General features: G+C 49.8%; 25 protein-coding genes, 1 pseudogene and 1 other annotated feature. Of the genes and pseudogenes, 21 read left to right on the forward strand and 5 right to left on the reverse strand.

The features are described from left to right. Positions 1–2 precede the first annotated feature (2 nt). The 3 genes and pseudogenes from B5F29_RS04710 to B5F29_RS04720 form a co-directional block, all read left to right on the forward strand. Positions 3–350, forward strand: a pseudogene (locus tag B5F29_RS04710) (hypothetical protein); the annotation flags it as partial. After that, entirely contained in the window at positions 350–619 is a 270-nt protein-coding gene (locus tag B5F29_RS04715; protein WP_087153531.1) for a hypothetical protein, read from the forward strand. The pseudogene B5F29_RS04710 and the gene B5F29_RS04715, both read left to right, overlap by 1 nt. A gap of 75 nt (positions 620–694) precedes the next feature. Then, positions 695–1,549, forward strand: coding sequence for a KilA-N domain-containing protein (locus B5F29_RS04720; RefSeq protein ID WP_087153532.1), 855 nt, complete (start codon positions 695–697; stop codon positions 1,547–1,549). Between the two features lie 132 nt (positions 1,550–1,681). Here B5F29_RS04720 and B5F29_RS04725 read toward each other — a convergent pair whose 3' ends face one another. Beyond that, positions 1,682–1,819 (reverse strand): cell filamentation protein Fic, encoded by a 138-nt coding sequence (locus tag B5F29_RS04725; protein WP_087153533.1) that lies wholly within the window; start codon positions 1,817–1,819, stop codon positions 1,682–1,684. Further along, a complete protein-coding gene (locus tag B5F29_RS04730; protein WP_087153534.1) occupies positions 1,816–2,058 on the reverse strand; it encodes a type II toxin-antitoxin system Phd/YefM family antitoxin in 243 nt (80 codons plus the stop codon). Before B5F29_RS04730 ends, B5F29_RS04725 begins: the two co-directional genes overlap by 4 nt. A gap of 491 nt (positions 2,059–2,549) precedes the next feature. Here B5F29_RS04730 and B5F29_RS04740 point away from each other — a divergent pair, with 491 nt between their 5' ends. Both B5F29_RS04740 and B5F29_RS04745 read left to right on the forward strand, forming a co-directional pair. Further along, complete coding sequence (locus B5F29_RS04740; protein WP_087153535.1) at positions 2,550–2,729, forward strand: HTH domain-containing protein; 180 nt, start codon at positions 2,550–2,552, stop codon at positions 2,727–2,729. A gap of 173 nt (positions 2,730–2,902) precedes the next feature. Next, positions 2,903–3,616: an N-acetylmuramoyl-L-alanine amidase gene (locus B5F29_RS04745; RefSeq protein WP_087153536.1), complete on the forward strand. Its 714-nt coding sequence runs from the start codon at positions 2,903–2,905 to the stop codon at positions 3,614–3,616. 141 nt (positions 3,617–3,757) lie between these two features. Here the strand turns inward: B5F29_RS04745 and B5F29_RS04750 are convergent, their stop codons facing one another. Further along, on the reverse strand, positions 3,758–4,132 hold the full coding sequence (locus tag B5F29_RS04750; RefSeq protein ID WP_164488371.1) for an ArsR/SmtB family transcription factor: 375 nt from the start codon (positions 4,130–4,132) through the stop codon (positions 3,758–3,760). Positions 4,133–4,313: 181 nt separating this feature from the next. Between B5F29_RS04750 and B5F29_RS04755 the strand changes: the two genes are divergently transcribed. The 12 genes from B5F29_RS04755 to rpoC all read left to right on the forward strand — a co-directional run bounded on the left by B5F29_RS04755 (position 4,314) and on the right by rpoC (position 18,595). Then, entirely contained in the window at positions 4,314–4,532 is a 219-nt protein-coding gene (locus B5F29_RS04755) for a cation transporter (RefSeq protein WP_087153537.1), read from the forward strand. A gap of 20 nt (positions 4,533–4,552) precedes the next feature. Continuing rightward, entirely contained in the window at positions 4,553–6,439 is a 1,887-nt protein-coding gene (locus B5F29_RS04760) for a heavy metal translocating P-type ATPase (protein ID WP_087153538.1), read from the forward strand. Between the two features lie 108 nt (positions 6,440–6,547). Next, positions 6,548–7,264 carry a gamma-glutamyl-gamma-aminobutyrate hydrolase family protein gene (locus tag B5F29_RS04765; protein ID WP_087153539.1) on the forward strand — a complete coding sequence of 239 codons (717 nt, stop codon included), beginning with the start codon at positions 6,548–6,550 and terminating at the stop codon, positions 7,262–7,264. Between the two features lie 150 nt (positions 7,265–7,414). Further along, on the forward strand, positions 7,415–7,564 hold the full coding sequence (gene rpmG / locus B5F29_RS04770) for a 50S ribosomal protein L33 (protein ID WP_087153540.1): 150 nt from the start codon (positions 7,415–7,417) through the stop codon (positions 7,562–7,564). 32 nt (positions 7,565–7,596) lie between these two features. Beyond that, positions 7,597–7,806: a preprotein translocase subunit SecE gene (gene secE / locus B5F29_RS04775; RefSeq protein WP_087153541.1), complete on the forward strand. Its 210-nt coding sequence runs from the start codon at positions 7,597–7,599 to the stop codon at positions 7,804–7,806. A gap of 20 nt (positions 7,807–7,826) precedes the next feature. Next, positions 7,827–8,342, forward strand: coding sequence for a transcription termination/antitermination protein NusG (nusG, locus tag B5F29_RS04780; RefSeq protein WP_087153542.1), 516 nt, complete (start codon positions 7,827–7,829; stop codon positions 8,340–8,342). Positions 8,343–8,420: 78 nt separating this feature from the next. After that, positions 8,421–8,849 carry a 50S ribosomal protein L11 gene (rplK, locus tag B5F29_RS04785; RefSeq protein WP_087153543.1) on the forward strand — a complete coding sequence of 143 codons (429 nt, stop codon included), beginning with the start codon at positions 8,421–8,423 and terminating at the stop codon, positions 8,847–8,849. Positions 8,850–8,918: 69 nt separating this feature from the next. Then, the gene (gene rplA / locus B5F29_RS04790; protein WP_087153544.1) at positions 8,919–9,608 is read left to right on the forward strand and encodes a 50S ribosomal protein L1; all 690 of its coding nucleotides are present in this window, start codon (positions 8,919–8,921) and stop codon (positions 9,606–9,608) included. Between the two features lie 48 nt (positions 9,609–9,656). Then, positions 9,657–9,792, forward strand: a sequence feature (ribosomal protein L10 leader region). Positions 9,793–9,858: 66 nt separating this feature from the next. After that, positions 9,859–10,347 carry a 50S ribosomal protein L10 gene (gene rplJ, locus B5F29_RS04795; protein WP_087153545.1) on the forward strand — a complete coding sequence of 163 codons (489 nt, stop codon included), beginning with the start codon at positions 9,859–9,861 and terminating at the stop codon, positions 10,345–10,347. A gap of 69 nt (positions 10,348–10,416) precedes the next feature. After that, on the forward strand, positions 10,417–10,791 hold the full coding sequence (rplL, locus tag B5F29_RS04800) for a 50S ribosomal protein L7/L12 (RefSeq protein ID WP_087153546.1): 375 nt from the start codon (positions 10,417–10,419) through the stop codon (positions 10,789–10,791). A 213-nt stretch (positions 10,792–11,004) separates the two neighbouring features. Continuing rightward, positions 11,005–14,850 carry a DNA-directed RNA polymerase subunit beta gene (gene rpoB / locus B5F29_RS04805; RefSeq protein ID WP_087153547.1) on the forward strand — a complete coding sequence of 1,282 codons (3,846 nt, stop codon included), beginning with the start codon at positions 11,005–11,007 and terminating at the stop codon, positions 14,848–14,850. Between the two features lie 16 nt (positions 14,851–14,866). After that, positions 14,867–18,595 carry a DNA-directed RNA polymerase subunit beta' gene (gene rpoC, locus B5F29_RS04810; RefSeq protein ID WP_087153548.1) on the forward strand — a complete coding sequence of 1,243 codons (3,729 nt, stop codon included), beginning with the start codon at positions 14,867–14,869 and terminating at the stop codon, positions 18,593–18,595. A 120-nt stretch (positions 18,596–18,715) separates the two neighbouring features. Here the strand turns inward: rpoC and B5F29_RS04815 are convergent, their stop codons facing one another. Both B5F29_RS04815 and B5F29_RS04820 read right to left on the reverse strand, forming a co-directional pair. Next, on the reverse strand, positions 18,716–19,621 hold the full coding sequence (locus B5F29_RS04815; RefSeq protein WP_087153549.1) for a helix-turn-helix domain-containing protein: 906 nt from the start codon (positions 19,619–19,621) through the stop codon (positions 18,716–18,718). A 153-nt stretch (positions 19,622–19,774) separates the two neighbouring features. Then, positions 19,775–20,308: a VanZ family protein gene (locus B5F29_RS04820; protein WP_087153550.1), complete on the reverse strand. Its 534-nt coding sequence runs from the start codon at positions 20,306–20,308 to the stop codon at positions 19,775–19,777. 306 nt (positions 20,309–20,614) lie between these two features. On the opposite strand from B5F29_RS04820, the gene rpsL reads away from it, so the two are divergent. The 4 genes from rpsL to tuf all read left to right on the forward strand — a co-directional run bounded on the left by rpsL (position 20,615) and on the right by tuf (position 25,223). Beyond that, a complete protein-coding gene (rpsL, locus tag B5F29_RS04825) occupies positions 20,615–21,037 on the forward strand; it encodes a 30S ribosomal protein S12 (protein WP_087153551.1) in 423 nt (140 codons plus the stop codon). Between the two features lie 263 nt (positions 21,038–21,300). Next, positions 21,301–21,771 (forward strand): 30S ribosomal protein S7, encoded by a 471-nt coding sequence (gene rpsG, locus B5F29_RS04830; protein WP_191394908.1) that lies wholly within the window; start codon positions 21,301–21,303, stop codon positions 21,769–21,771. Between the two features lie 45 nt (positions 21,772–21,816). Continuing rightward, positions 21,817–23,934 carry an elongation factor G gene (fusA, locus tag B5F29_RS04835; protein WP_087153552.1) on the forward strand — a complete coding sequence of 706 codons (2,118 nt, stop codon included), beginning with the start codon at positions 21,817–21,819 and terminating at the stop codon, positions 23,932–23,934. A 101-nt stretch (positions 23,935–24,035) separates the two neighbouring features. Continuing rightward, positions 24,036–25,223: an elongation factor Tu gene (gene tuf / locus B5F29_RS04840; RefSeq protein ID WP_087153553.1), complete on the forward strand. Its 1,188-nt coding sequence runs from the start codon at positions 24,036–24,038 to the stop codon at positions 25,221–25,223. Positions 25,224–25,239: the final 16 nt, after the last annotated feature.

Genomic DNA, 25,239 nt, shown 5'->3' on the forward strand with positions numbered 1-25,239 from the left:
ACGTCGAGACTGTAGTTCTTTTGTCACACAAATCCCCGGACAGTGTTATTAATGTAAAGGTAGAATTTGGAGAAGGCGATGATAAGATATCGTTGGATGCGATTGCAGAACGGGCGAAGAAATATCAGCCGAAACCGAAAATCACATATAAGATGATACGGGAATATGTGGAGCAGAAGTATGGATTTAAGGTACATACCGCTTATATTGCGGAGGTGAAAAGATCTCTGGGACTGACAATGTATGACGCGCCTAATGTGACAGAGGAATTGAAACAGCCGAGGAAACGGCCGCCAAAAGAAAAGGTAGAAGCGATAACGGAGGCATTTAAATATTTTGAGGTAATCTAATGGATGAAAATATTTACCAGATTGCAGGGCAGATAGTCCTATTGCATGAGAAAGCTTATGAGGTTTATTTGCCGTTAGTTGAAGATGTGTGCAGCAGAACTGTGCCAGAAGATGAATTGTCACATTTGTTAGATTATTTACTGGACTTTGCGTGTGATGAAAAAATCCTGGGATTGTACAAAAGGGTATGTAGAAAGTATTTGGATGTATATCCCGGTTGTATTGGGGATTATATTGAAGCATATCGGGAAATGTGGGGAGGAGGATAGTTACTCAGCAGATTTTTCTTAAAGGGAAAAGAATACAGTGTTTCAGAATGTTATGGTTTGTTTAAGGGAGGTACAATGGGGAAGATAATTAAAGATACAATTCATGCGGCCGGAGTTGATATTGGAATTTATACGCAGGATTTTGAAAATGAATTTATTTCCTTGACGGATATTGCCCGATATAAGAGCGATGATCCGACAGCAGTTATTCAAAACTGGATGAGGAATCGGGATGTGATAGAATTTTTAGGTCTCTGGGAAAGGCTGCATAATCCAGATTTTAAACTCCTCGAATTCGAGGGGTTTAGAAAACAGGCTGGCGCGAATGCTTTTACGATGTCGCCTAAGAAATGGATTGAAGCGACAGATGCTATTGGTATTGTTTCAAAAGCAGGACGCTATGGAGGAACATATGCTCATAGCGATATTGCCATGTCTTTTGCAACCTGGATTTCTCCAGAGTTCCAGTTGTATATTATGAAAGACTATAGGCGTTTAAAGACAGATGAAAACAGTCGATTGTCTTTGAATTGGAATTTGAATAGAGAGATTTCCAAATTGAATTATAGGATACATACGGATGCAATCAAAGGAAATTTGCTTCCGCCGGAACTGACACCTGCACAGGTAGCGTATACCTATGCGAATGAAGCGGATATGCTGAATGTTGTTTTATTTGGAAAAACCGCAAAACAGTGGAAAGATGAAAATCCAACATCGAAAGGAAATATGCGAGATGTAGCAACTCTGAATCAATTACTGGTACTTGCGAATCTGGAAAGTTATAATGCTGTTTTAATTAATCAGGGGAAAAGTCAAAAAGAGCGTATGGAATTGTTGCGGCAGTTGGCGGTACAGCAGTTGCAGACGTTGGAAACAGTAAGTTTAAATAATTTTCCAAAATTAGGAACGGATTTGCAGAAAGTATAAAAGTATTTTACAAGTTGTATGAATAATAAGGCATAAAGAAGAATGACGCATATGGATGGCTAAGGTGTACATAGAGGAGAATGGTAATATGGCTATTGTTAAGAAATCATTCGGAAAGAATTATTTGCGGTGTTACAAGAATGAAAAGGGAAAAGGTGCGTTCAGCGCAGAGTCCAGCATTCCTTCATCGCGCAGGCCGGATGAACCTCCGGTTTCTGCAATGAGTTGTTCATGCAGCAGAAGTATCTGCGGTTTGGATAATCGGATCATTTGGCAAGTACCTCGTAAGCCTGTCGGTTCTTTTCAATGAGACGTTTGGAAATAGCCATGACATCTTCATCGGCGGCAAGCTGTTCTTGCTCAGCGGCACTGAATTCTATGACCAGATATCGGGGAACATTGTTCTTTAATATGATAACAGAACCATTCTCATCTACAAGGCGGGCTACTTTAGAGAAGTTTTGATTGGCATCGGTGATGGAAACCAGGTTTTTCGTGTTGATATTCATAATGAGACCTCCTTTGCTCTTTGTTTTTATTATATCCGGGAATAGGAGAAATTCAACCTATTTCATAAAAATTTACAGGCAGGGGCGTTCAAAATCTCTACGACTCTGCCCCGTGGGAACGGGCGCGGGGGCTCGTGCGCGAAAAAAGCGTTTTCAAAAGGGTAATTAAGGGCGGCCGTCTGCGGCTGCTCATTTTTTCGAAGGAAGGGATCCAATAACACAGGCAGGCGTGGCGGTGCGAGACCCGGTGTAGGAAGAAAGAAATCTGCTGTCAAGATTTTGAAGATGAATTTCTTCCTTTGACAGATATTGCCCGGTATAAGAGCGATGATCCGACGGCGGTTATTCAAAACTGGATGAGAAATCGGGATGTAATAGAATTTCTGAGCCTATGGGAATGATTACATAATTCAGATTTTAAACCCCCTCGAATTCGAGGGGTTTAAAAAGCAGGCTGGTGCCAATGAGTTTATAATGCCATCTAAGAGCAGATGATTAGAGTCTTGTCACAAAAACCAAATGCCACAGCAAAGGAGTTAAGTTCAATTTTGGAAATCAGTACACGTAAAGTAGCTCGCGTCATAAAAACATTAAAAAAAGAAGGAAAGATTTCTCGTGTAGGTTCTGATCGAAAAGGATATTGGAAAATTATTGAAGGAGATAAAACTTGAGATAGGCCCCCGCATACTTTGGCTTCCAGAAAATCAAACTCAAGATACTGAGCGTACTATAAATAAAAGAGATTCCGATAATTCTGCAAGGACAAATTTGTGCCCTTATAGAAGCGGCACCCGGATGTTTTGCCCTTGCGTCAGCACAATAATCGGAAGAAAGAGAGGTATCTATGAGGTTTAACGTACATGCCGGCCATAATCCGGCCGGAAAAGTGGCAAGCGGCGCCGTGGGGCTGATCAATGAATCCACGGAAAACCGGAGAGTTAAGGAAGAGGTGATCAGCCAGCTCCGGGAACTGGGACATACGGTCTATGATTGTACCTGCAACAACGGTACCGGACAGACCGATGTACTGCAGAAAATCGTAGCCCAGTGTAACGACCATGATGTGGACCTGGATGTGTCTATTCATTTTAACAGCGGAGCAGGGGATCCGGCCGGTGATGATAAGACCACAGGCGTGGAAGCCTATGTGTATTCTGCATCCAGCACGGCCAAAGCGTATGCGGAGAAGGTTTGCCAGACGGTTTCCGGACTGGGATTCCGGAACCGCGGAGTGAAATACAGCACCAGTCTTTACGTGCTGAAGCATACAAAGGCTCCGGCAGTACTGGTGGAATGTTGTTTCGTGGATGATAAAGATGATGTGGAACTGTACGATTTTCGGAAGATGGCCGCAGCGATCGTGTACGGGATTACCGGACAGCATATCCAGGAGAGCCAGGAAACAGCTCCTGCGGCTCCGGGAGAAGAAACGCCTGTCGGCGATCCGAAGGAACTGTACCGAGTTCAGACAGGCGCATATGGAGTCAAAGAGAACGCGGAGGCTATGAAAGCCCGTCTGCAGGAGGCAGGTTTTGACGCGGTCATTGTGAAAGCATAAATAAAGCAGCGTGGACAAAGCTCATAATTTGCCCACGCTGCAGAAAATACAATCGATATTTTATATCCGCCAATATCAATCTCCACATCTTACCTGATCCCGATCCGCTTTACCGCCGCCGTAAAGATAACCCCGCAGCCGTCATTCCCCGTCCGCTTTCGATAAACAGGTCACCTGCACGATCTGCTCGATCACGTGATGCAGAAGCTGCGCCTGTTCTGTCTCGGCGGCTTTATAATACATTTCTTTTCCGCTGCGGCGGGAGGTGATCAGGTGGCCGGCCTTCAGCTGCTTCAGATGATGGGAGACCGCCGGACTGCTCATGCCTACCATGGAGGCGATATTGATGACACATTCTTCACAGTGGCACAGGATCCAGAAGATACGGACGCGGTTTCCGTCGCCGAGCTGTTTGAAAATATCCGCTGCAGTCTGAAAGACCTCTGCTCCCGGCATCTGATCCAGTTCTTTTTCTATACTCTGCCCGTGGTCATGGGGCAGTCTGGTATCCGTCACAAATATTCCTCCTTCGTTTCCGGTTTGTTCCCATTATAGCACAGTCATTATATAGGAAACAATTGAAAAAAAGTATTGAAAAAGATTACCGCAAGGTATTGACATTCACGGTCAAACGAGATATTATGAATTTAACAATTAAACATACGTTTAATCGAAAAAAGAAGGGAGTTATATAATCATGAAAAAGACCTATAAAATCGAAGTGGACTGCGCAAACTGTGCCAATAAGATGGAAGAAGCAGCGAACAAGACTGCAGGAGTGAAGAGCGCGGTGGTGAACTTCATGACGCTGAAGATGAATGTGGAGTTTGAAGAGGGCCAGGATCCTAAAGCGGTCATGCAGGAAGTTCGAAAAAACTGCAAGAAAGTCGAAGACGACTGTGAAGTGTATATCTAACATACAGGAGGGATCTGGTTATGAGCAAAAAGCAGAAAAAGATGCTGGTCCGCATTATCGCGGCTGCGGTTCTGCTGATCGTTTTGAATTTCATACCAGCGACGGGAATTGTACGGTTTATACTTTACCTGGTGCCTTATCTGGTTATCGGGTACGATATTTTGCTCAAAGCGTTAAAAGGGATCAAGAACCGCCAGGTATTTGATGAGAATTTCCTGATGGCGGTGGCGACCGTCGGCGCGATTGCGCTGGCGCTCTATGACCGGAGCGGGGATTATACAGAAGCAGTTGCCGTTATGCTGTTCTATCAGGTGGGCGAGTGGTTCCAGAGCTACGCGGTGGGTAAGAGCCGTAGAAATATCAGCGAACTGATGGATATCCGCCCGGATTACGCGAATGTGGAACGGGACGGCAGGCTGGAGAAGGTGGATCCGGACGAAGTGGAGATCGGAAGCATGATCGTGGTACAGCCCGGCGAGAAAGTGCCCATCGACGGTATCATCATAGAAGGCTCTTCCAGCCTGAATACCAGCGCGCTGACGGGAGAGAGTCTGCCGCGGGATGCAAGGGCAGGAGATGAGATCATCAGCGGCTGCATCAATATGACCGGCGTGCTGAAGATCCGGACCACGAAGGAATTTGGAGAGTCTACGGTGTCCAGGATCCTGGATCTGGTGGAAAATGCCAGTTCCAGAAAATCCAGGTCCGAGGACTTTATCAGCAAATTTGCCCGTGTCTATACGCCGGCGGTATGCTATGCGGCTCTTGCGCTGGCATTCCTGCCGCCTCTGGCGCGGATGTTCGCGCTGGGGCTTCCGGCTGACTGGGGCACCTGGATCTACCGCGCGCTGACGTTCCTGGTAATCAGCTGCCCGTGCGCGTTGGTGATCAGTATACCTTTGAGCTTTTTCGCGGGAATAGGCGGGGCCAGCAATGCCGGCGTTCTGGTGAAAGGCTCCAATTATCTGGAGACGTTGTCCCAGACGAAGATTGTGGTATTTGATAAGACGGGAACGCTGACCCAGGGTGTATTTGAAGTCAACGGCATCCATCACAATGAACTGGAAGATGAAAAACTGATCGAATACGCGGCTCTGGCGGAAAGCGCTTCATCGCATCCGATCAGCAGAAGCCTGCAGAAAGCGTATGGAAAAGAGATTGACCGCAGCCGGGTGACAGATATCAAGGAGATCAGCGGAGGCGGCGTGATTGCCAGAGTGGACGGCACGGAAGTGGCAGCCGGCAATGACAAGCTGATGAATCAGCTGGGGATTCCGTATATTAATTGTCATTCTGTAGGCACGATTATCCATATGGCGGTCAACGGGACATATGCCGGTCACATCGTCATATCCGACGTCCTAAAGCCGCACTCGAAAGAGGCGGTCCAGGCGCTGAAAGCAGCAGGCGTTCGTCAGACCGTGATGCTTACCGGCGACGCCCGGAAAGTGGCGGACCAGGTGGCTTCAGAACTTGGGCTGGACAGTGTGTACAGTGAACTGCTTCCGGAGGACAAAGTAAATAAAGTAGAAGAACTGTTGAAAAACAAGCCGGAAAATGTTAAACTGGCGTTTGTGGGAGACGGCATCAACGATGCGCCTGTGCTTGGCCGCGCTGACATCGGCATCGCCATGGGGGCCATGGGATCGGATGCGGCGATCGAGGCGGCGGACGTGGTGCTGATGGACGACGACCCGCTGAAAATCGCGAAGGCGATCCGCATATCCCGCAAGTGTCTGCGTATCGTATACCAGAATATAATTTTTGCCATTGGCATCAAGCTGATCTGTCTGGTGCTGGGGGCGATGGGTATCGCGAACATGTGGCTGGCGATCTTCGCCGATGTGGGCGTGATGATTATCGCCGTGCTGAATGCGATACGCGCTTTGTTCGTGAAGAAACTGTAAATGCCGCTGAGAGCGGAATGAGATATCAGGAAGGTCTGATTCGTGCCCTTTGAAATGGGCGGAGTCAGGCCTTTTTGCCTGGCCGGAAGCCGGATGAGGAGGAATAGGATGAAAAAATGTGTAATAGGCGTAGTGCCGCTGGTGGATTATGAAAAACAGAGCTGGTGGATGCTTCCCGGATATATGGAAGGAATCCTGGAAGCCGGCGGGCTTCCGCTGATGCTTCCTCTGACCGATGACCGGGAAGTCATCCGGCAGATGACAGATCAGTGCGACGGATTTCTGCTCACCGGGGGACAGGACGTGTCGCCGGAGTTATATGGAGAAAAACGTCTGCCACAGTGCGGGGAGTGCAGTCCGGAACGGGACCGGATGGAAAAGATGCTTTTGGAAGAAGTGCTGCACAAAAACATACCGGTTTTGGGAATCTGCAGAGGCATACAGTTCCTGAATGCGGCCCTGGGCGGGACCCTGTATCAGGATCTGCCGTCCCAGCGGGGAACCGGGATGACGCATTGCCAGAAGCCTCCGTATGATGTGCCGGTACATGAAGTGGAGATCAAGGAAGGAACACCCCTTTATGATCTGCTGGGCTGCCGCAGCCTGGCAGTCAACAGCTACCATCACCAGGCGGTCAGACAGCTGGCGCCGGGGCTGGAAGTCATGGCGGTGTCGGAAGATGGATTGACGGAAGGAGTATATATGCCTGACCGCAGATTTGTCTGGGCGGTCCAGTGGCATCCGGAATTTTCGTACCGCGCGGAAGAAAACAGCAGAAAAATATTCGCGGCCTTTGTACGTGCGGCGGAAGAATTGCGGAAATAGTAAATCAACAGGAAAAAGCCTTGACATCTTCATGCGCCCTATGCTATAGTAATCTGGCGAATGGAAGTTTAGGCTTTTTTTTTATGCCTAAAAATTGGTGGTTTTCGCAGGATCACCAAAGAAAAAGTATAAAAAGCGAGGTGGAAAGTTGTGCGCGTAAAGATCACATTGGCATGTACGGAGTGCAAACAGCGTAACTACAACATGACCAAAGAAAAAAAGAATCACCCGGACAGAATGGAGACTAAGAAATACTGCCGTTTCTGCAGAAAACATACTCTTCATAAAGAAACGAAGTAATTCTGCCGAAGGATCGTAAAGGATGTGAGAAGATGGGAGAGACGAAAAAGACCCAGAAAGCCCAGAAGACCAGTTGGTTCACGGGGCTGAAAGCCGAATTTAAAAAGATCAGCTGGACAGACAGGAAATCACTCACAAAACAGACGATTGCGGTTATCAGCACATCTGTTGTTTTGGCTCTTATTATCAAAGTGCTGGATATGGTCATGACTTTTGGAATTGACATTCTGGTAACGCTGTAAGCTGGGAGAAAGGTGATTTTATGTCAGAGACAAACTGGTATGTGGTTCATACCTATTCCGGGTATGAAAACAAGGTTAAGGCCAACATTGAGAAGACAATCGAAAACAGACATCTGGAAGATCAGATCCTTGAAGTCAGAGTTCCGATGCAGGACGTGGTGGAGATGAAGGACGGCGTCAGCCGTCAGGTCCAGAAAAAGATGTTCCCGGGCTACGTTCTGATCAACATGGTGATGAACGACGATACCTGGTATGTGGTACGCAACACCAGGGGCGTGACCGGATTTGTTGGCCCTGGATCTAAACCGGTTCCGCTCACAGACGAAGAAATGAGACCGCTGGGTATCCATTCGGATTCTGTACAGATTGATTTTGCGGAAGGCGATACTGTGGTTGTGACCGGAGGCGTTTGGAAAGACACCGTTGGTGTTATCCAGGCGATCAATGAGAACAAGCAGAGCGTGACGATCAATGTTGATCTGTTCGGCCGTGAAACGCCGGTGGAGATAAGTTTCACAGAGATCAAGAAAATGTAAACTGGTTTGCGGATTAGCGTATCCGCAGATCGTGGGAGGGTTCATCCCGCCATTACCACAATAGGAGGTGCCTTAGTTATGGCAAAGAAAGTTACAGGTTATATCAAATTACAGATTCCGGCCGGAAAGGCTACGCCGGCTCCGCCCGTAGGCCCGGCTCTTGGACAGCACGGAGTAAATATCGTGCAGTTCACGAAGGAGTTCAATGCAAGAACCGCTGACCAGGGAGATATGATTATCCCGGTTGTGATTACGGTGTATGCGGACAGAAGCTTCAGCTTCATTACCAAGACCCCGCCGGCAGCAGTACTGCTGAAGAAAGCATGCGGACTGAAAACTGCTTCCGCTAATTCCAAGAAAGACAAAGTCGCTACGATCAAGAAATCTGAGATTCAGAAGATCGCAGAACTGAAGATGCCGGATCTGACTGCAGGCAGCCTGGAGGCAGCTATGAGCATGATCGCCGGTACTGCAAGAAGTATGGGTATCACAGTAGTAGACGATTAATCAACTGTTGCTGACAAATAGACGTGGGAGGGTTCATCCCGCCATTACCACTAGGAGGTTAAAAAGATTATGAAACATGGTAAGAAATATGTTGAGGCTGCAAAACTGTATGACAGGCAGACTCAGTACGATAGAGACGAAGCAGTCGCAATCGTGAAAAAACTGGCAACCGCAAAATTCGACGAGACCATCGAGGCTCACATCAGAACCGGATGCGACGGACGTCACGCAGACCAGCAGATCCGCGGCGCGGTAGTTCTGCCGCACGGAACCGGAAAACAGGTTCGCGTTCTGGTATTCGCAAAAGGACCGAAAGCAGATGAAGCGCAGGCAGCAGGCGCTGAGTTCGTAGGAGCTGAGGAACTGGTTCCGAAGATCCAGGGCGGATGGTTTGACTTTGATGTGGTTGTTGCAACTCCGGATATGATGGGCGTTGTTGGACGCCTGGGCCGTGTGCTCGGACCGAAAGGCCTGATGCCGAACCCGAAGGCAGGTACCGTCACCATGGACGTGACCAAAGCCGTTCAGGATATCAAAGCCGGTAAGATCGAGTACAGACTTGACAAAACCAACATTATCCATGTGCCGATCGGAAAAGCATCTTTTACCGAGGAGCAGTTAGCGGACAACTTCCAGACGCTTATGGATGCAATCAACAAAGCAAGACCTGCCGCTGTAAAGGGACAGTACCTGAAGAGCGTAACCATTGCTCCGACCATGGGCCCGGGCGTAAAGGTCAATCCGCTGAAACTGGCATAAAAGCCTGCAAAGGGTGTTGACATCCACTATAAATTATGATATTTTAAAACAGTTAAAGATGACTGCCCGAAGACAGCAGGTGCCTGAGTGCGTAAGTTGTAAACGCCTGCCGAGGAAAGCATTCGATATGGAATGACTTGTGATCCCTCTGTGTCTGCGGCACAGAGGGATTTTTTTGCCGGAAGATTTTCCGGTGGGAACCAATTCTTGCGGTTGTCACTCTTAAAAATCTATAAGGAGGAAACCATTCATGGCAAAAGTTGAACTGAAAAAACCGATTGTAGAAGAAATTTCTGCAAATCTGGAAGGCGCTGCCTGCGTAGTTCTGGTAGACCCTGTAGGACTGACCGTTGAGCAGGATACGCAGCTTCGTAAACAGATGAGAGCAGAAGGTATCGTTTACAAGGTTTACAAGAACACGATGCTGAACTTTGCAGTGAAGGGAACGGAGTTTGAGCCGCTGGCACAGCATCTCGCAGGTCCGTCCGCCATTGCAGTTTCCAAAACAGATGCCACCGCACCGGCGAGAATCCTTGCCGAGTTCGCGAAGAAGGCAGACAAGCTGGAGATCAAAGCCGGCGTTGTGGAAGGAACTTATTATGATGCAAAGGGTATGTCTGCTATCGCTGCAGTTCCGTCCAGAGAAGTGCTTCTGGGAAGACTGCTTGGAAGCATGCAGAGCCCGATCGCAAACTTCGCGCGTGTGCTTAATCAGATCGCGGAGAAACAGGAAGCGTAAAAAACAGACAGGCTGCCTTGCAGAGGCGGCGTGAAACAAACAGAGAATGAATATTGGAGGTAAATGAAAATGGCAAAGTTAACGACTGCAGAATTTATTGAAGCAATCAAAGAGTTATCTGTATTAGAGCTGAATGAGCTCGTAAAAGCATGTGAGGAAGAGTTCGGCGTATCCGCAGCGGCAGGTGTTGTTGTAGCAGCAGCAGGCCCGGCAGCTGAGGCGGCTGAGGAGAAAGATTCCTTCGACGTAGAGCTGACCGAGGTTGGCCCGAACAAAGTTAAAGTTATCAAAGTGGTTCGTGAAGCAACCGGTCTTGGCCTGAAAGAGGCAAAAGATGTAGTTGACGGTGCACCGAAGGTGATCAAAGAGGGCGTTTCCAAGGCAGAGGCTGAGGAGATGAAGACCAAACTCGAGGCAGAGGGCGCAAAAGTTACCCTGAAATAAGAGAGTGGACAACAAAGAGGCATCGCTGTTGCGGTGCCTTTTTTCGCACTTTAAATAAGTAACAGTTCAGGGAAAAAATGGTTGACACTGCAGATGGTTTATGTTATTATGGACAATGCACTATTGTGGTGAGGTAGGCCTAGCTTACTACATTCCGCAATGGTTATAAACTGGATCATCGCAGTGATTAAAAATATAAGGGGTGAAATGTCAATGGAAAAGAACAGAATCAAACCTGTCAAATCCGGCAGAAATGTCAGAATGAGTTATTCCCGCAAAAAGGAAGTACTGGAAATGCCGAATCTGATCGAGGTTCAGAGAGATTCCTACCAGTGGTTTCTGGATGAAGGTCTCCGTGAGGCATTTGCGGATATTTCTCCGATTACCGACTACAGCGGAAAGCTGAGCCTGGAGTTTACCGACTTTACACTTGACAAAGAGGGTGCAAAGTACACGATCGAAGAATGCAAAGAACGGGATGCCACCTACGCTGCTCCTCTGAAAGTAAGAGTTCGTCTCTATAATAAGGAAACGGATGAGATCAACGAACATGAGATTTTCATGGGTGATCTGCCGCTTATGACAGAGACGGGAACTTTCGTGATCAACGGCGCGGAGCGTGTCATCGTCAGCCAGTTGGTACGTTCCCCTGGTATCTACTATGGTATTGACCATGACAAAGTGGGCAAGCTTTTGTTCTCCTGTACCGTGATTCCGAACCGCGGAGCATGGCTGGAGTATGAGACGGATTCCAATGATGTGTTCTATGTCCGTGTTGACAGAACCCGTAAAGTGCCGATTACGGTGCTGATCCGTGCGTTGGGATACGGCACGAATGCCGAGATTCTGGAGCTGTTCGGTGAAGAGCCGAAGATTTTGGCGTCTCTTACAAAGGATACAGCAGAGAGCTATCAGGAAGGTCTGCTGGAACTTTATAAAAAGATCCGTCCGGGCGAACCGCTGGCTGTTGAGAGCGCGGAGAGCCTGATCACAGGTATGTTTTTCGACCCCAGAAGATATGACCTGGCAAAAGTAGGACGTTATAAATTCAATAAAAAACTTTCCCTGAAAAACCGGATCCGCGGCCAGGTGCTGGCGGAGGATGTGGTGAATCCTGTTACCGGAGAGATTATCGCGGAAGCGGATACGAAAGTGGACGCGGATCTGGCGGTAGAGATTCAGGATTCCGCGGTTCCGTTCGTTTGGATCAAAGGAGAGGAACGCAATATCAAAGTGCTCTCCAACCGTATGGTGGATCTGAAGAAATATGTGGACTGCGAGCCGAGAGAACTCGGCATCAAGGAACTGGTATATTATCCGGTTCTGGAAAAGCTGATGGAAGAGTATACGGATGCGGAAGAGCTGAAAGAAGCGATTCGCCGCGAGGCTTCCGAGCTGGTTCCGAAGCACATTACGAAGGATGACATTCTGGCATCCATTAACTATAACATGCATCTGGAGTATGGCCTTGGCAATGCCGACGATATCGACCACCTTGGCAACCGCCGTATCCGTGCGGTGGGCGAACTGCTTCAGAATCAGTACCGGATCGGTCTTTCCCGTCTGGAAAGAGTGGTGCGGGAACGCATGACGACACAGGATACGGAGGGTATCTCTCCGCAGTCCCTGATCAACATCAAACCGGTGACGGCAGCGGTAAAAGAGTTTTTCGGTTCTTCCCAGCTGTCCCAGTTCATGGATCAGAACAACCCACTGGGCGAGCTGACCCACAAGAGACGTCTGTCCGCACTGGGACCGGGCGGTCTTTCCCGTGACCGGGCGGGATTCGAGGTCCGCGACGTGCATTATTCTCACTATGGAAGAATGTGCCCGATCGAGACCCCCGAGGGTCCGAACATCGGTCTGATCAACTCCCTTGCATGTTATGCGAGGATCAATGAATATGGATTTATCGAGGCGCCGTACCGCAAGATCGATAAATCCGACCCTGCTAATCCGCGTGTTACAAATGAAGTAGTCTATATGACCGCGGATGAAGAAGACAATTACCATGTGGCGCAGGCGAATGAGCCGCTGGATGATGAAGGACATTTTGTCCGCAATAATGTATCCGGCCGTTATCGTGAGGAGACGCAGGAATATGAAAAGACCATGTTCGATTTCATGGATGTGTCTCCGAAGATGGTGTTCTCTGTGGCGACGGCATTGATTCCGTTCCTGCAGAACGACGACGCGAACCGTGCGCTGATGGGATCCAACATGCAGCGTCAGGCGGTGCCGCTGATGATTACCGAGGCTCCGGTGGTGGGTACCGGTATGGAAGAAAAGACGGCGGTGGACTCCGGCGTCTGCGTGATCGCGAAGAATGCGGGCGTAGTGGAGCGTTCTGTATCCAATGAGATCGTGATTCGTCAGGATAACGGAGTGCGTGACACCTATCATCTGACGAAGTTTACCAGAAGCAACCAGAGCAACTGCTACAATCAGAGGCCGATTGTCTTCAAGGGAGACCGGGTGGAAGCGGGACAGGTGATTGCAGACGGACCGTCCACCTCCAACGGAGAGATCGCGCTGGGCAAGAACCCGCTGATCGGCTTTATGACCTGGGAAGGTTATAATTACGAGGACGCAGTTCTTCTGAGCGAGAGACTGGTTATGGATGATGTGTATACATCTATCCATATTGAAGAATATGAAGCGGAAGCCCGTGACACGAAGCTGGGACCGGAAGAGATCACCAGGGATGTGCCGGGCGTGGGCGACGACGCCCTGAAGGATCTGGACAACCGCGGTATTATCCGTGTGGGCGCGGAAGTGCGTGCCGGAGACATTCTGGTAGGTAAAGTAACGCCGAAGGGAGAGACAGAGCTGACGGCGGAAGAACGTCTGCTGCGCGCGATTTTTGGCGAGAAGGCCAGAGAAGTGCGCGATACTTCTCTGAAAGTGCCTCACGGCGAGTATGGTATCGTTGTCGATGCTAAAGTATTTACCCGTGAAAACGGAGATGAGCTGTCTCCGGGCGTAAATCAGGCGGTACGTATCTATATTGCGCAGAAGAGAAAGATCTCTGTGGGCGACAAGATGGCAGGCCGTCACGGAAACAAGGGTGTGGTTTCCCGTGTGCTTCCGGTGGAAGATATGCCGTTCCTGCCTAACGGACGTCCGCTGGATATCGTATTGAACCCGCTGGGAGTGCCGTCCCGTATGAATATCGGACAGATCCTGGAGATCCATCTGAGCCTGGCTGCGAAAGCGCTTGGTTTCGATATTTCCACTCCGGTATTCGACGGCGCGAACGAGAATGACATTATGGATACTCTGGATCTGGCGAATGATTACGTCAATCTGGAGTGGGATGAATTTAAATCAAAGCATGAGCAGGAGCTGCTCCCGGAAGTGATGGATTATCTGTATGAGAACCGTGACCACAGGAAGCTCTGGAAGGGCGTGCCGATCTCCAGAGATGGAAAAGTGCGCCTGCGTGACGGACGTACCGGTGAATTTTTTGACAGCCCGGTAACGATCGGACACATGCATTACCTGAAGCTGCATCATCTGGTGGATGATAAGATCCATGCCCGTTCTACGGGACCGTACTCTCTGGTTACCCAGCAGCCGCTGGGCGGAAAAGCCCAGTTCGGCGGACAGAGATTCGGAGAGATGGAGGTGTGGGCGCTGGAGGCATACGGCGCATCCTACACCCTGCAGGAGATCCTGACCGTGAAATCCGACGATGTGATCGGACGTGTCAAGACCTACGAGGCAATTATTAAAGGAGATAATATACCGGAACCGGGTATTCCGGAATCTTTCAAGGTGCTGCTTAAAGAACTGCAGTCTCTGGCGCTGGATGTGCGCGTGCTGCGTGACGACAACACAGAAGTGGAGATCATGGAGAACAGCGAGTACGGCGATGTGGATATCCGTTCCATTCTGGAATCGGACAGCAGAGGATATGGCAGCGATGACAGATCTTCTTTCGGCGAGCATGGATTCAGCCAGCAGGAGTTTGATGGCGAAGAGCTGGTGAATGTGGATGACGAGCCGGAAAACGACGAGCCGTTCGACCTGGACGAAGAGCTTGATTTTGATGAATAGATAGGAGGTGCCGTTCATGCCGGAAACGACGAACAATGAGGTTTATCAGCCGATGACATTTGACGCGATCAAGATCGGACTTGCGTCCCCTGAGACGATCCGCAAATGGTCCAGAGGCGAAGTAAAAAAGCCGGAGACGATCAACTACAGGACACTGAAGCCTGAGAAGGACGGACTGTTCTGCGAGCGTATTTTCGGACCGAGCAAGGACTGGGAATGCCACTGCGGAAAGTACAAAAAGATCAGGTACAAAGGGGTTATCTGTGACCGCTGCGGCGTGGAAGTAACCAAATCAAATGTGCGCCGTGAGCGTATGGGACACATCGAACTGGCAGCTCCGGTATCCCATATCTGGTACTTCAAAGGAATCCCGAGCCGTATGGGGCTGATCCTGGATCTGTCTCCGAGGACTCTGGAGAAAGTGCTGTATTTTGCATCTTATATTGTCCTGGATCCCGGAAAGACCGAGCTTTTGTACAAGCAGGTGCTTTCTGAAAAAGAATACCAGGATATGAAAGAAAAATATCCGGAACCGGGTGCGTTCCGGGTGGGCATGGGAGCAGAGTCCATCAAGGAACTGCTGCAGGCGATTGATCTGGAAAAGGATTCCGTAGAGCTGAAGACGGCTTTGAAGAATGCTTCCGGACAGAAGCGCGCCCGCATTATCAAAAGACTGGAGGTAGTGGAAGCATTCCGCTGCTCAGGAAACAAGCCGGAATGGATGATCCTGGACGCGATCCCGGTGATTCCGCCCGATCTGCGGCCGATGGTACAGCTGGATGGCGGACGTTTCGCGACCTCCGACCTGAATGATCTGTACCGGAGGATTATTAACAGAAACAACCGTCTTCAGAGACTTCTGGATCTGGGAGCGCCGGACATCATTGTGCGCAATGAGAAACGTATGCTTCAGGAAGCGGTAGACGCTCTGATCGATAACGGCAGAAGAGGCCGTCCGGTGACCGGACCCGGCAACCGTGCGCTCAAATCTCTGTCGGATATGCTGAAAGGCAAATCGGGTCGCTTCCGTCAGAACCTGCTCGGGAAACGTGTGGACTACTCCGGACGTTCCGTTATTGTGGTGGGCCCGGAACTGAAGATCTATCAGTGCGGTCTGCCAAAAGAGATGGCGATTGAGCTGTTTAAACCGTTTGTTATGAAGGAACTGGTATCCAACGGTTCCGCTCACAATATCAAGAGTGCGAAGAAGATGGTGGAACGCCTGCAGCCGGAGGTATGGGACGTCCTGGAAGACGTGATCAAAGAACATCCGGTAATGCTGAACCGTGCGCCTACTCTGCATCGTCTGGGAATCCAGGCGTTTGAGCCGATCCTGGTAGAGGGAAAGGCGATTAAGCTGCATCCGCTGGTGTGTACCGCGTTCAACGCGGACTTCGACGGAGACCAGATGGCAGTGCATCTGCCGCTGTCTGTGGAAGCACAGGCCGAGTGCCGGTTCCTGCTGCTGTCCCCGAACAACCTGCTGAAGCCGTCTGACGGCGGTCCTGTGGCGGTGCCCTCTCAGGATATGGTCCTTGGTATCTATTATCTGACCCAGGAGAGACCGGGAGCGATCGGAGAAGGCAAAGCATTCCACAGTGTAAACGAGGCGGTCCTTGCATATGAAAACGGTGCGCTGACCCTTCAGACCCGTATCAAGGTCCGTGTGACGAAGAAGATGCCGGACGGCACGGTGCTCAGCAGCGTCGAAGAATCTACGCTGGGACGTTTCCTGTTCAATGAGATCCTTCCGCAGGATCTGGGATTCGTAGACCGTACGATCCCCGGAAATGAACTGAAGCTGGAAGTGGACTTCCATGTGGGCAAGAAAGGCCTGAAGCAGATCCTGGAGAAAGTCATCAACACGCATGGCGCGACCAAGACTGCGGAGGTGCTGGACGATATCAAGTCCATGGGTTATAAATATTCTACGAGAGCGGCCATGACCGTATCGATCTCCGATATGACGGTGCCGCCTGAGAAACCGGAACTGATCCGCAAGGCTCAGGAGACGGTGGATAAGATCACACGCAACTACAAACGTGGTAAGATCACCGAGGAAGAGCGTTACAAAGAGGTCGTGGAGACCTGGAAAGAGACCGACGCGGTGCTGACGAAAGCGTTGCTGGATGGTCTGGATAAATACAACAATATTTATATGATGGCGGACTCCGGAGCCCGTGGTTCCGACAAACAGATCAAACAGCTGGCCGGTATGCGAGGCCTGATGGCGGATACGACCGGACACACTATTGAGCTGCCGATCAAGTCCAATTTCCGTGAAGGACTGGACGTACTGGAATACTTCATGTCCGCGCATGGAGCGCGTAAAGGTCTGTCCGATACGGCTCTGCGTACGGCGGACTCCGGTTATCTGACCAGACGTCTGGTGGATGTGTCTCAGGAATTGATCATCCGTGAGACGGACTGCAGCGAAAACGGAGAGATCCCGGGAATGGAAGTACGCGCTTTCACAGACGGCAAAGAGCTGATCGAGTCCCTGGAAGAGCGTATTACCGGACGTTTTGCGGCGGAGACCATCTGCGATAAAGATGGAAACGTGATCGTGAAAGCAAACCATATGATTACTCCGAAACGCGCGGCCGCAGTCGTAAAATACGGCGTGGACAAAGACGGAAAGCCGTTCGAGAAAGTCCGTATCCGTACCGCGCTGACCTGCCGTTCCCGTATCGGCGTCTGTGCGAAGTGCTACGGCGCCAACATGGCGACCGGAGAAGCGGTACAGGTAGGAGAGACCGTAGGCATCATCGCGGCACAGTCCATCGGTGAGCCGGGTACCCAGCTGACCATGCGTACATTCCATACCGGAGGCGTGGCCGGAGGAGATATCACACAGGGTCTTCCCCGTGTCGAGGAGCTTTTCGAGGCGAGAAAGCCGAAGGGTCTTGCTATTGTAACAGAGATCGCGGGCAACGCCACGATCAACGATATGAAGAAGAAGAGAGAGATCATTGTCAGCAATCCGGAGACCGGAGACACGAAGACTTATCTGATCCCGTTCGATTCACGTATCAAGATCATGGACGGCTCTTACGTGGAAGCCGGCGATGCTCTGACAGAAGGAAGCATCAACCCGCACGATATCCTGAAGATCAAGGGTGTGCGCTCCGTACAGGATTATCTGCTTCAGGAAGTGCAGAGAGTATATCGTCTGCAGGGTGTGGAGATCAACGATAAACACATCGAGATGATCGTGCGTCAGATGCTGAAGAAAATCCGTGTGGAAGATAACGGCGACAGCGACTTCCTGCCGGGCACCCTGGTGGATATCCTGGAATTTGAGGATATTAACAAACAGTTGGTGGAAGAAGGAAAAGCTCCGGCGGAGGGTAAACAGGTTCTGCTGGGTATTACCAAAGCATCTTTGGCGACCAATTCCTTCCTGTCTGCGGCATCCTTCCAGGAGACCACAAAGGTTCTGACTGAAGCGGCAATCAAAGGAAAAATCGATCCGCTGCTGGGGCTGAAAGAAAACGTTATCATTGGTAAGCTGATCCCGGCAGGTACGGGAATGAAGCGCTACCGTGACGTAAAACTTAATACAGATCTGAAAGACGAGGATTCCCTCAGCGTCAGCGAAGAGGAAGACGACATTATGGACATAGACGATGATGAGGAGATTCTGGATCTGGATGAAGTATCCGACGATATAGAGGAGGATATGGAAGAAACCTTCGATGAGGAAGAGGCAGAGGACGCCTTTGAGGAAGACGAAGAAGAGTAAATAATAATAAAGTGCTATCGGCTGATACCGATTCTTAGCCTTTGATATGTAAGAAAGAGACCGTTCCGCAGGATTCAGACTTTTTCAGTGTCTGGATTCCAGATGGAACGGTCTCTTCTTCTATTCCTCTATCCTGCCGCCGAATTTCACGGATATCATATATATATAATCGTTCCGCAGATGATCTGCCTGTTCGCGTATATCTTCTACCGGTATTACGCTCAGTCCGTCCCTGCCGTAGAGAAAAGCCGTCAGGTCTATGCCGGCATCGGGAGATATATGGATCTTCTCTGCTATCCCGGAAGCAGACCGGCCATAGTATTCTCTTTCGGAGACCCCTTCCAGAATATCAAATTCCATAGAATATTTTGCTCCGCCTCCGGCAGCGATCAGTTTGATCTTGAAATCCTGAAAATCCGGGATCAGCGCGATCATGCCCTCCCGCGCCGTATCCGCCTCAAAATATATGCCTCCGAGCTCTTCCTCCTGCTCCAGAACACCATCTTTGTACAGCGACATGAAAAACGTCATTTCTGTAAACGAGCCGTCCAGCGAATAATCATACAGATATGCCCCGTCCACATCGGACAGGATCTGCGCGATCTCCATTTCCGCGCTGTCCCGGGGAAGCGGTTCTATATAATTGGTGGAAAATTCTCCATTCAGGAACAAAGCTGCGAACAATATTCCTGTGACGAGCAGCACCAGGCAGAGCAGAAATACGATGATGATTTTCATTTTCTTCTTTTTCTCATCTCCGTCTTTCGCCACCTGTATCAGATTTTTTTCCGATTGTTTTACCACGTTCTCCTGGTCCAGATCTTCTCCTGCAATGAACTCGTTCAGTGTGATGCCGAGGATTTCGCACAGTTCCATGTATACGGACACATCCGGCAGGCAGATGCCTCTTTCCCATTTTGACACCGACTTGTCGCTCATGCCCAGTCTTTCTGCCAGCTGAACCTGCGTTATGCCCAGAGCCTTTCTCTTGGTCGCGATATATTTTCCGATTTTTTCCAGATCCATAATATTACCTCGCTTTTTCTGCCTTTATCTTATACCAGATCCGTAAAATCGTACACCTCTCCATGGTAGAATTGTCGTTTATGCCTGATTTTTGCAAAAAATAACCGCCGTACAGGTTGGATTTTGTGCGGCGGTTTCACTGGTTCGCATTTATTATGCGGTCTTTCTTTCCCTTTTTTTCCGTTTGGCCAGTGGCCGGAAAATGGTCATCCTTCCTATAAAACAGACGAACTGTACCATCAGCACTCCGGCCAGTATGCCGATGCTGTCGATGGCCACGTCGCGTTTGGAAGGGCCGCGCCCGGCAACAAATGACTGGTGGTATTCATCCAGCGCAGCAAAGGCCACGCAAAAGCCTCCTGCCAGGATCGGCAGCCACAGTCCCCGGACCCCGTACACATAGAGGGGGAAGGAGACAGAGACGGCCAACAGAAAATATTCGGTCATATGGGCGAGCTTTCGCACGGGATGATGAATCCGTTCTATGTAATAGTCGATCTGGTCGTCGGACCATTCAAGTTCAAAGGCCTCGTTGGCGGATTCCACGATGATCTCGCTGACTTTGTAGCTCAGGTTGCCGGAAGCGGTACCGTCCTGGGCGGAAAAAGAAAAAATCAGATACATCATCATCAGCGCCGGAACGAAGGAGAAAGGCTTTAAAAGCGCTCTTAAAAAGGTTTTCAGCATATTACAGGTTCCTTTCTCTGAATTTGACCTATCATAGCACTAAAATTCCGGAATGTCCAGAAACTTAAGAAAAATATAAGAAATGGAGTTTCTTCCGATTCTCACGGATGACCTGTCGGCTAAAACAGAATAAAAAACCGCGGAAAACAGCCGAAATTCAGCAAAAAACCGCTTGACAAGAAAAATCGCCTTTTATATAATAATCTAGCATGCGTATTTAGGCGCATGTATTTCAGCAAGTCTGGAATCACAGCAGTCATATTCGCAGGATAGACCTGCCACCAAAATATGCAGGAGGTGAAAGGAATGCCAACATTCAACCAGTTAGTAAGAAAAGGAAGACAGACCTCTGTAAAGAAGTCTACTGCACCGGCTCTCCAGAAAGGATTTAACTCTCTGAAGAAGAGACCGACCGACGCATCCGCACCGCAGAAGCGCGGCGTTTGCACCGCAGTAAAGACCGCGACTCCGAAGAAGCCGAACTCTGCTCTGAGGAAGATCGCCAGAGTACGTCTTTCCAACGGTATCGAAGTTACCAGCTATATTCCGGGTGAAGGACACAACCTTCAGGAGCACAGCGTGGTGCTGATCCGTGGTGGAAGGGTAAAAGACCTTCCGGGTACCAGATATCACATCGTGCGTGGTACGCTGGATACTGCAGGCGTTGCAAAGAGACGCCAGGCGCGTTCCAAATACGGCGCTAAGAGACCGAAAGACGCTAAGAAATAATTTTGGCGAATCATCTGCAAAGCAGATGGATTTTCGAGTATAAAATAAGAAGTATCACAAACAGAACTATGATGGTTGGCAGCACTTGATGTGCCGCCTTGTGCCGGGGGTTCATCCGAACGAACCTATGACTGCGGGGTTTGATTATAGAAGAATTACCGGGCATGAACACACGTAGAACGACACATGTGAGTACCGATGATTTAACAAGTGAATCTTACCGGGGAAGATCCGGTAAAACACGTATTAAGGAGGGAAGTACCGTGCCACGTAAAGGACATACTCAGAAGAGAGACGTACTGGCGGATCCGCTGTACAACAATAAAGTGGTTACCAAGCTGATCAACAATATCATGCTGGATGGTAAGAAAGGCGTAGCTCAGAAGATTGTATACGGAGCATTCGCCAGAGTAGAAGCAAAGACCGAGAAGCCGGCTCTGGAAGTATTTGAAGAGGCTATGAACAACATCATGCCGGTTCTCGAAGTAAAGGCAAGACGTATCGGCGGAGCTACCTATCAGGTGCCGATCGAAGTCAGAGCTGACCGCCGTCAGGCGTTGGCGCTTCGCTGGCTGACCATGTTCTCCCGCAAGAGAGGCGAGAAGACCATGGAAGAGAGACTGGCGAACGAGATCATGGATGCAGCCAACAACACCGGAGCGGCCGTGAAGAGAAAAGAAGACATGCACAAAATGGCAGAAGCAAACAAGGCATTCGCTCATTACAGATTCTAATAAGCGTGCCTCTCGTTTGGCGACTCGTATAAGGAGGAAAATCCATTGGCTGGAAGAGAATATCCGTTGGAGAGAACCAGAAATATCGGAATTATGGCTCATATCGATGCGGGTAAGACCACATTGACCGAGCGTATTCTGTATTATACTGGTGTAAACTATAAGATCGGCGATACCCATGAAGGTACTGCTACCATGGACTGGATGGAGCAGGAGCAGGAGAGAGGTATCACCATCACTTCTGCAGCAACGACCTGTCACTGGACGCTGCAGGAGAACTGCAAGCCGAAGCCGGGCGCTCTCGAGCATCGTATCAATATCATTGATACCCCGGGCCATGTGGACTTTACCGTTGAGGTAGAGCGTTCCCTTCGCGTACTGGACGGCGCTGTCGGCGTGTTCTGTGCGAAGGGCGGTGTAGAGCCTCAGTCCGAGAACGTATGGCGTCAGGCTGACACCTACAATGTACCGCGTATGGCATTCATCAACAAGATGGATATCCTGGGTGCAGATTTTTACAATGCGGTGGACATGATCAAGACCCGTCTGGGCAAGAATGCCATCTGCATTCAGCTTCCGATCGGAAAGGAAGATGAGTTCAAGGGAATCATCGACCTGTTCGAGATGAAAGCGTATATTTATAATGATGATAAGGGCGAAGATATTTCTATCACGGATATCCCGGATGATATGAAAGATGACGCCGAACTGTACCGCACCGAGCTGGTAGAGAAGATCTGCGAGCTGGATGACGACCTGATGATGCAGTATCTGGAGGGCGAAGAGCCGTCTGTAGAAGAGCTGAAAGCAGTGCTGAGAAAAGCTACCTGTGAGTGTACGGCGGTTCCGGTATGCTGCGGCAGCGCATACAGAAATAAAGGCGTACAGAAGATGCTGGATGCAGTGATTGAGTACATGCCGGCACCGACCGATATCCCGGCAATCAAGGGCGTGGATATGGAAGGAAATGAAGTGGAAAGACATTCTTCTGATGAAGAACCGTTCTCCGCTCTGGCATTTAAGATCATGGCTGACCCGTTCGTAGGTAAGCTGGCGTTCTTCCGTGTGTACTCGGGAACCATGAATTCCGGTTCTTATGTATATAACTCGACGAAAGACAAGAAGGAACGCGTGGGCCGTATCCTTCAGATGCACGCGAACAAGAGACAGGAGCTGGATAAAGTATACTCCGGTGACATCGCGGCGGCGGTTGGATTCAAAGTGACCACTACCGGTGATACCATCTGCGACGAACAGCATCCGGTTATCCTGGAGTCCATGGAGTTCCCGGAACCGGTTATCGAGCTGGCCATCGAGCCGAAGACCAAAGCCGGTCAGGGCAAGCTGGGCGAGTCTCTTGCGAAACTGGCAGAGGAAGACCCGACTTTCCGTGCGCATACAGATCCGGAGACCGGACAGACCATTATCGCTGGTATGGGCGAGCTTCATCTGGAGATTATCGTAGACCGTCTGCTTCGTGAGTTCAAAGTAGAAGCGAACGTAGGAGCTCCGCAGGTTGCTTACAAAGAGACCATTACCAAAGCGGTGGACGTGGATTCCAAGTATGCGAAGCAGTCCGGTGGACGCGGACAGTACGGACACTGTAAAGTACACTTTGAGCCGATGGATGCCAACGGCGAGGAACTGTTCAAGTTTGATTCCACCGTTGTTGGAGGCGCGATTCCGAAAGAATACATTCCGGCTGTCGGCGAAGGTATCGAAGAGGCGGCAAAATCCGGTATCCTGGGCGGGTTCCCGGTACTGGGTATTCACGCTACCGTATATGACGGATCTTACCATGAGGTCGACTCTTCTGAAATGGCGTTCCACATTGCCGGATCTCTGGCATTCAAGGAAGCTATGCAGAAAGCAGGCGCGGTTCTGCTGGAGCCGATCATGAAGGTAGAGGTAACGACTCCGGAAGATTACATGGGAGACGTTATCGGCGATATCAACTCCCGTCGTGGCCATATCGAGGGTATGGAAGATATCGGAGGCGGAAAGATGATCAAAGGTTATGTGCCGCTGGCAGAGATGTTCGGTTATGCAACCGATCTTCGTTCCAGAACGCAGGGACGCGGTAACTATTCCATGTTCTTTGAGAGATATGAGCAGGTGCCGAAGAGCGTACAGGAAAAAGTTCTGGCTTCAAAAGCAAAATAAAATGCAAATGGGCTTGCAAAACAGGTCTATTTGAAATATAATCAAAATTAGCTGATTGCGTAAGAAAACTTAGAAGTTTATCTGTTAAGGAGGAAATCAAAATGGCAAAAGCTAAGTTCGAGAGAACTAAACCACATTGTAATATTGGTACCATCGGTCATGTAGACCATGGTAAAACCACTCTGACCGCAGCGATCACCAAAGTGCTGGCTGCAAGAGTTCCGGGCAACACCGCTACTGATTTTGAGAACATTGATAAAGCTCCGGAAGAGAGAGAGCGTGGTATCACCATCTCCACCGCACACGTTGAGTATGAGACCGAGCACAGACATTACGCACACGTTGACTGCCCTGGCCATGCTGACTATGTAAAGAACATGATCACCGGTGCAGCACAGATGGACGGCGCTATCCTGGTAGTAGCAGCTACCGATGGTGTTATGGCTCAGACCAAAGAGCACATCCTTCTGTCCCGTCAGGTAGGTGTTCCGTACATCGTAGTATTCCTGAACAAATGCGACATGGTAGACGATGAAGAGCTGATCGAGCTGGTTGAGATGGAAGTTACCGAGCAGCTTGAAGAGTACGGCTTCGAAGGATGCCCGATCATCAAAGGTTCCGCTCTGAAGGCTCTGGAAGATCCGAACGGAGAATGGGGCGATAAGATCATGGAACTCATGAACACTGTTGATGAGTACATTCCGGATCCGCAGCGTGATACCGACAAACCGTTCCTGATGCCGGTTGAGGACGTATTCACCATTACCGGACGTGGTACCGTTGCTACTGGTAGAGTAGAGCGTGGTGTGCTTCACCTGAACGACGAAGTTGAGATCGTTGGTGTTAAAGAAGAGAAGAAGAAAACGGTTGTTACCGGTATTGAGATGTTCCGTAAGCTTCTGGACGAGGCTCAGGCAGGAGATAACATCGGAGCACTGCTTCGTGGTATCCAGAGAACCGAGATCGTTCGTGGACAGGTTCTTGCAAAACCGGGCAGCGTTACCTGCCATACCAAATTTACCGCTCAGGTATACGTTCTGACCAAGGACGAGGGTGGCCGTCATACGCCGTTCTTCAACAACTACAGACCGCAGTTCTATTTCAGAACCACCGATGTTACCGGTGTTATCTCCCTTCCGGAAGGAACCGAGATGTGCATGCCGGGCGACAACGTTGAGATGACCATCGAGCTGATCCACCCGATCGCTATGGAGCAGGGTCTTACCTTTGCTATCCGTGAGGGCGGAAGAACCGTTGGTTCCGGACGTGTTGCTACCGTTATCGAGTAATTTGCGCGTAAGCAAT

The organism is Lachnoclostridium sp. An196, assembly GCF_002160135.1.
GTDB lineage: Bacteria > Bacillota > Clostridia > Lachnospirales > Lachnospiraceae > Hominiventricola > Hominiventricola avistercoris.

What these genes read in the sequence shown, in the direction of transcription:
- B5F29_RS04715 (WP_087153531.1), top strand. Translation starts at nt 350, where the DNA reads ATGGATGAAAATATTTACCAGATTGCAGGGCAGATAGTCCTATTGCAT.
- B5F29_RS04720 (WP_087153532.1), top strand. Translation starts at nt 695, where the DNA reads ATGGGGAAGATAATTAAAGATACAATTCATGCGGCCGGAGTTGATATT.
- B5F29_RS04725 (WP_087153533.1), bottom strand. Translation starts at nt 1,819, where the DNA reads ATGATCCGATTATCCAAACCGCAGATACTTCTGCTGCATGAACAACTC.
- B5F29_RS04730 (WP_087153534.1), bottom strand. Translation starts at nt 2,058, where the DNA reads ATGAATATCAACACGAAAAACCTGGTTTCCATCACCGATGCCAATCAA.
- B5F29_RS04740 (WP_087153535.1), top strand. Translation starts at nt 2,550, where the DNA reads ATGATTAGAGTCTTGTCACAAAAACCAAATGCCACAGCAAAGGAGTTA.
- B5F29_RS04745 (WP_087153536.1), top strand. Translation starts at nt 2,903, where the DNA reads ATGAGGTTTAACGTACATGCCGGCCATAATCCGGCCGGAAAAGTGGCA.
- B5F29_RS04755 (WP_087153537.1), top strand. Translation starts at nt 4,314, where the DNA reads ATGAAAAAGACCTATAAAATCGAAGTGGACTGCGCAAACTGTGCCAAT.
- B5F29_RS04760 (WP_087153538.1), top strand. Translation starts at nt 4,553, where the DNA reads ATGAGCAAAAAGCAGAAAAAGATGCTGGTCCGCATTATCGCGGCTGCG.
- B5F29_RS04765 (WP_087153539.1), top strand. Translation starts at nt 6,548, where the DNA reads ATGAAAAAATGTGTAATAGGCGTAGTGCCGCTGGTGGATTATGAAAAA.
- secE (WP_087153541.1), top strand. Translation starts at nt 7,597, where the DNA reads ATGGGAGAGACGAAAAAGACCCAGAAAGCCCAGAAGACCAGTTGGTTC.
- nusG (WP_087153542.1), top strand. Translation starts at nt 7,827, where the DNA reads ATGTCAGAGACAAACTGGTATGTGGTTCATACCTATTCCGGGTATGAA.
- rplK (WP_087153543.1), top strand. Translation starts at nt 8,421, where the DNA reads ATGGCAAAGAAAGTTACAGGTTATATCAAATTACAGATTCCGGCCGGA.
- rplA (WP_087153544.1), top strand. Translation starts at nt 8,919, where the DNA reads ATGAAACATGGTAAGAAATATGTTGAGGCTGCAAAACTGTATGACAGG.
- rplJ (WP_087153545.1), top strand. Translation starts at nt 9,859, where the DNA reads ATGGCAAAAGTTGAACTGAAAAAACCGATTGTAGAAGAAATTTCTGCA.
- rplL (WP_087153546.1), top strand. Translation starts at nt 10,417, where the DNA reads ATGGCAAAGTTAACGACTGCAGAATTTATTGAAGCAATCAAAGAGTTA.
- rpoB (WP_087153547.1), top strand. Translation starts at nt 11,005, where the DNA reads ATGGAAAAGAACAGAATCAAACCTGTCAAATCCGGCAGAAATGTCAGA.
- rpoC (WP_087153548.1), top strand. Translation starts at nt 14,867, where the DNA reads ATGCCGGAAACGACGAACAATGAGGTTTATCAGCCGATGACATTTGAC.
- B5F29_RS04815 (WP_087153549.1), bottom strand. Translation starts at nt 19,621, where the DNA reads ATGGATCTGGAAAAAATCGGAAAATATATCGCGACCAAGAGAAAGGCT.
- B5F29_RS04820 (WP_087153550.1), bottom strand. Translation starts at nt 20,308, where the DNA reads ATGCTGAAAACCTTTTTAAGAGCGCTTTTAAAGCCTTTCTCCTTCGTT.
- rpsL (WP_087153551.1), top strand. Translation starts at nt 20,615, where the DNA reads ATGCCAACATTCAACCAGTTAGTAAGAAAAGGAAGACAGACCTCTGTA.
- tuf (WP_087153553.1), top strand. Translation starts at nt 24,036, where the DNA reads ATGGCAAAAGCTAAGTTCGAGAGAACTAAACCACATTGTAATATTGGT.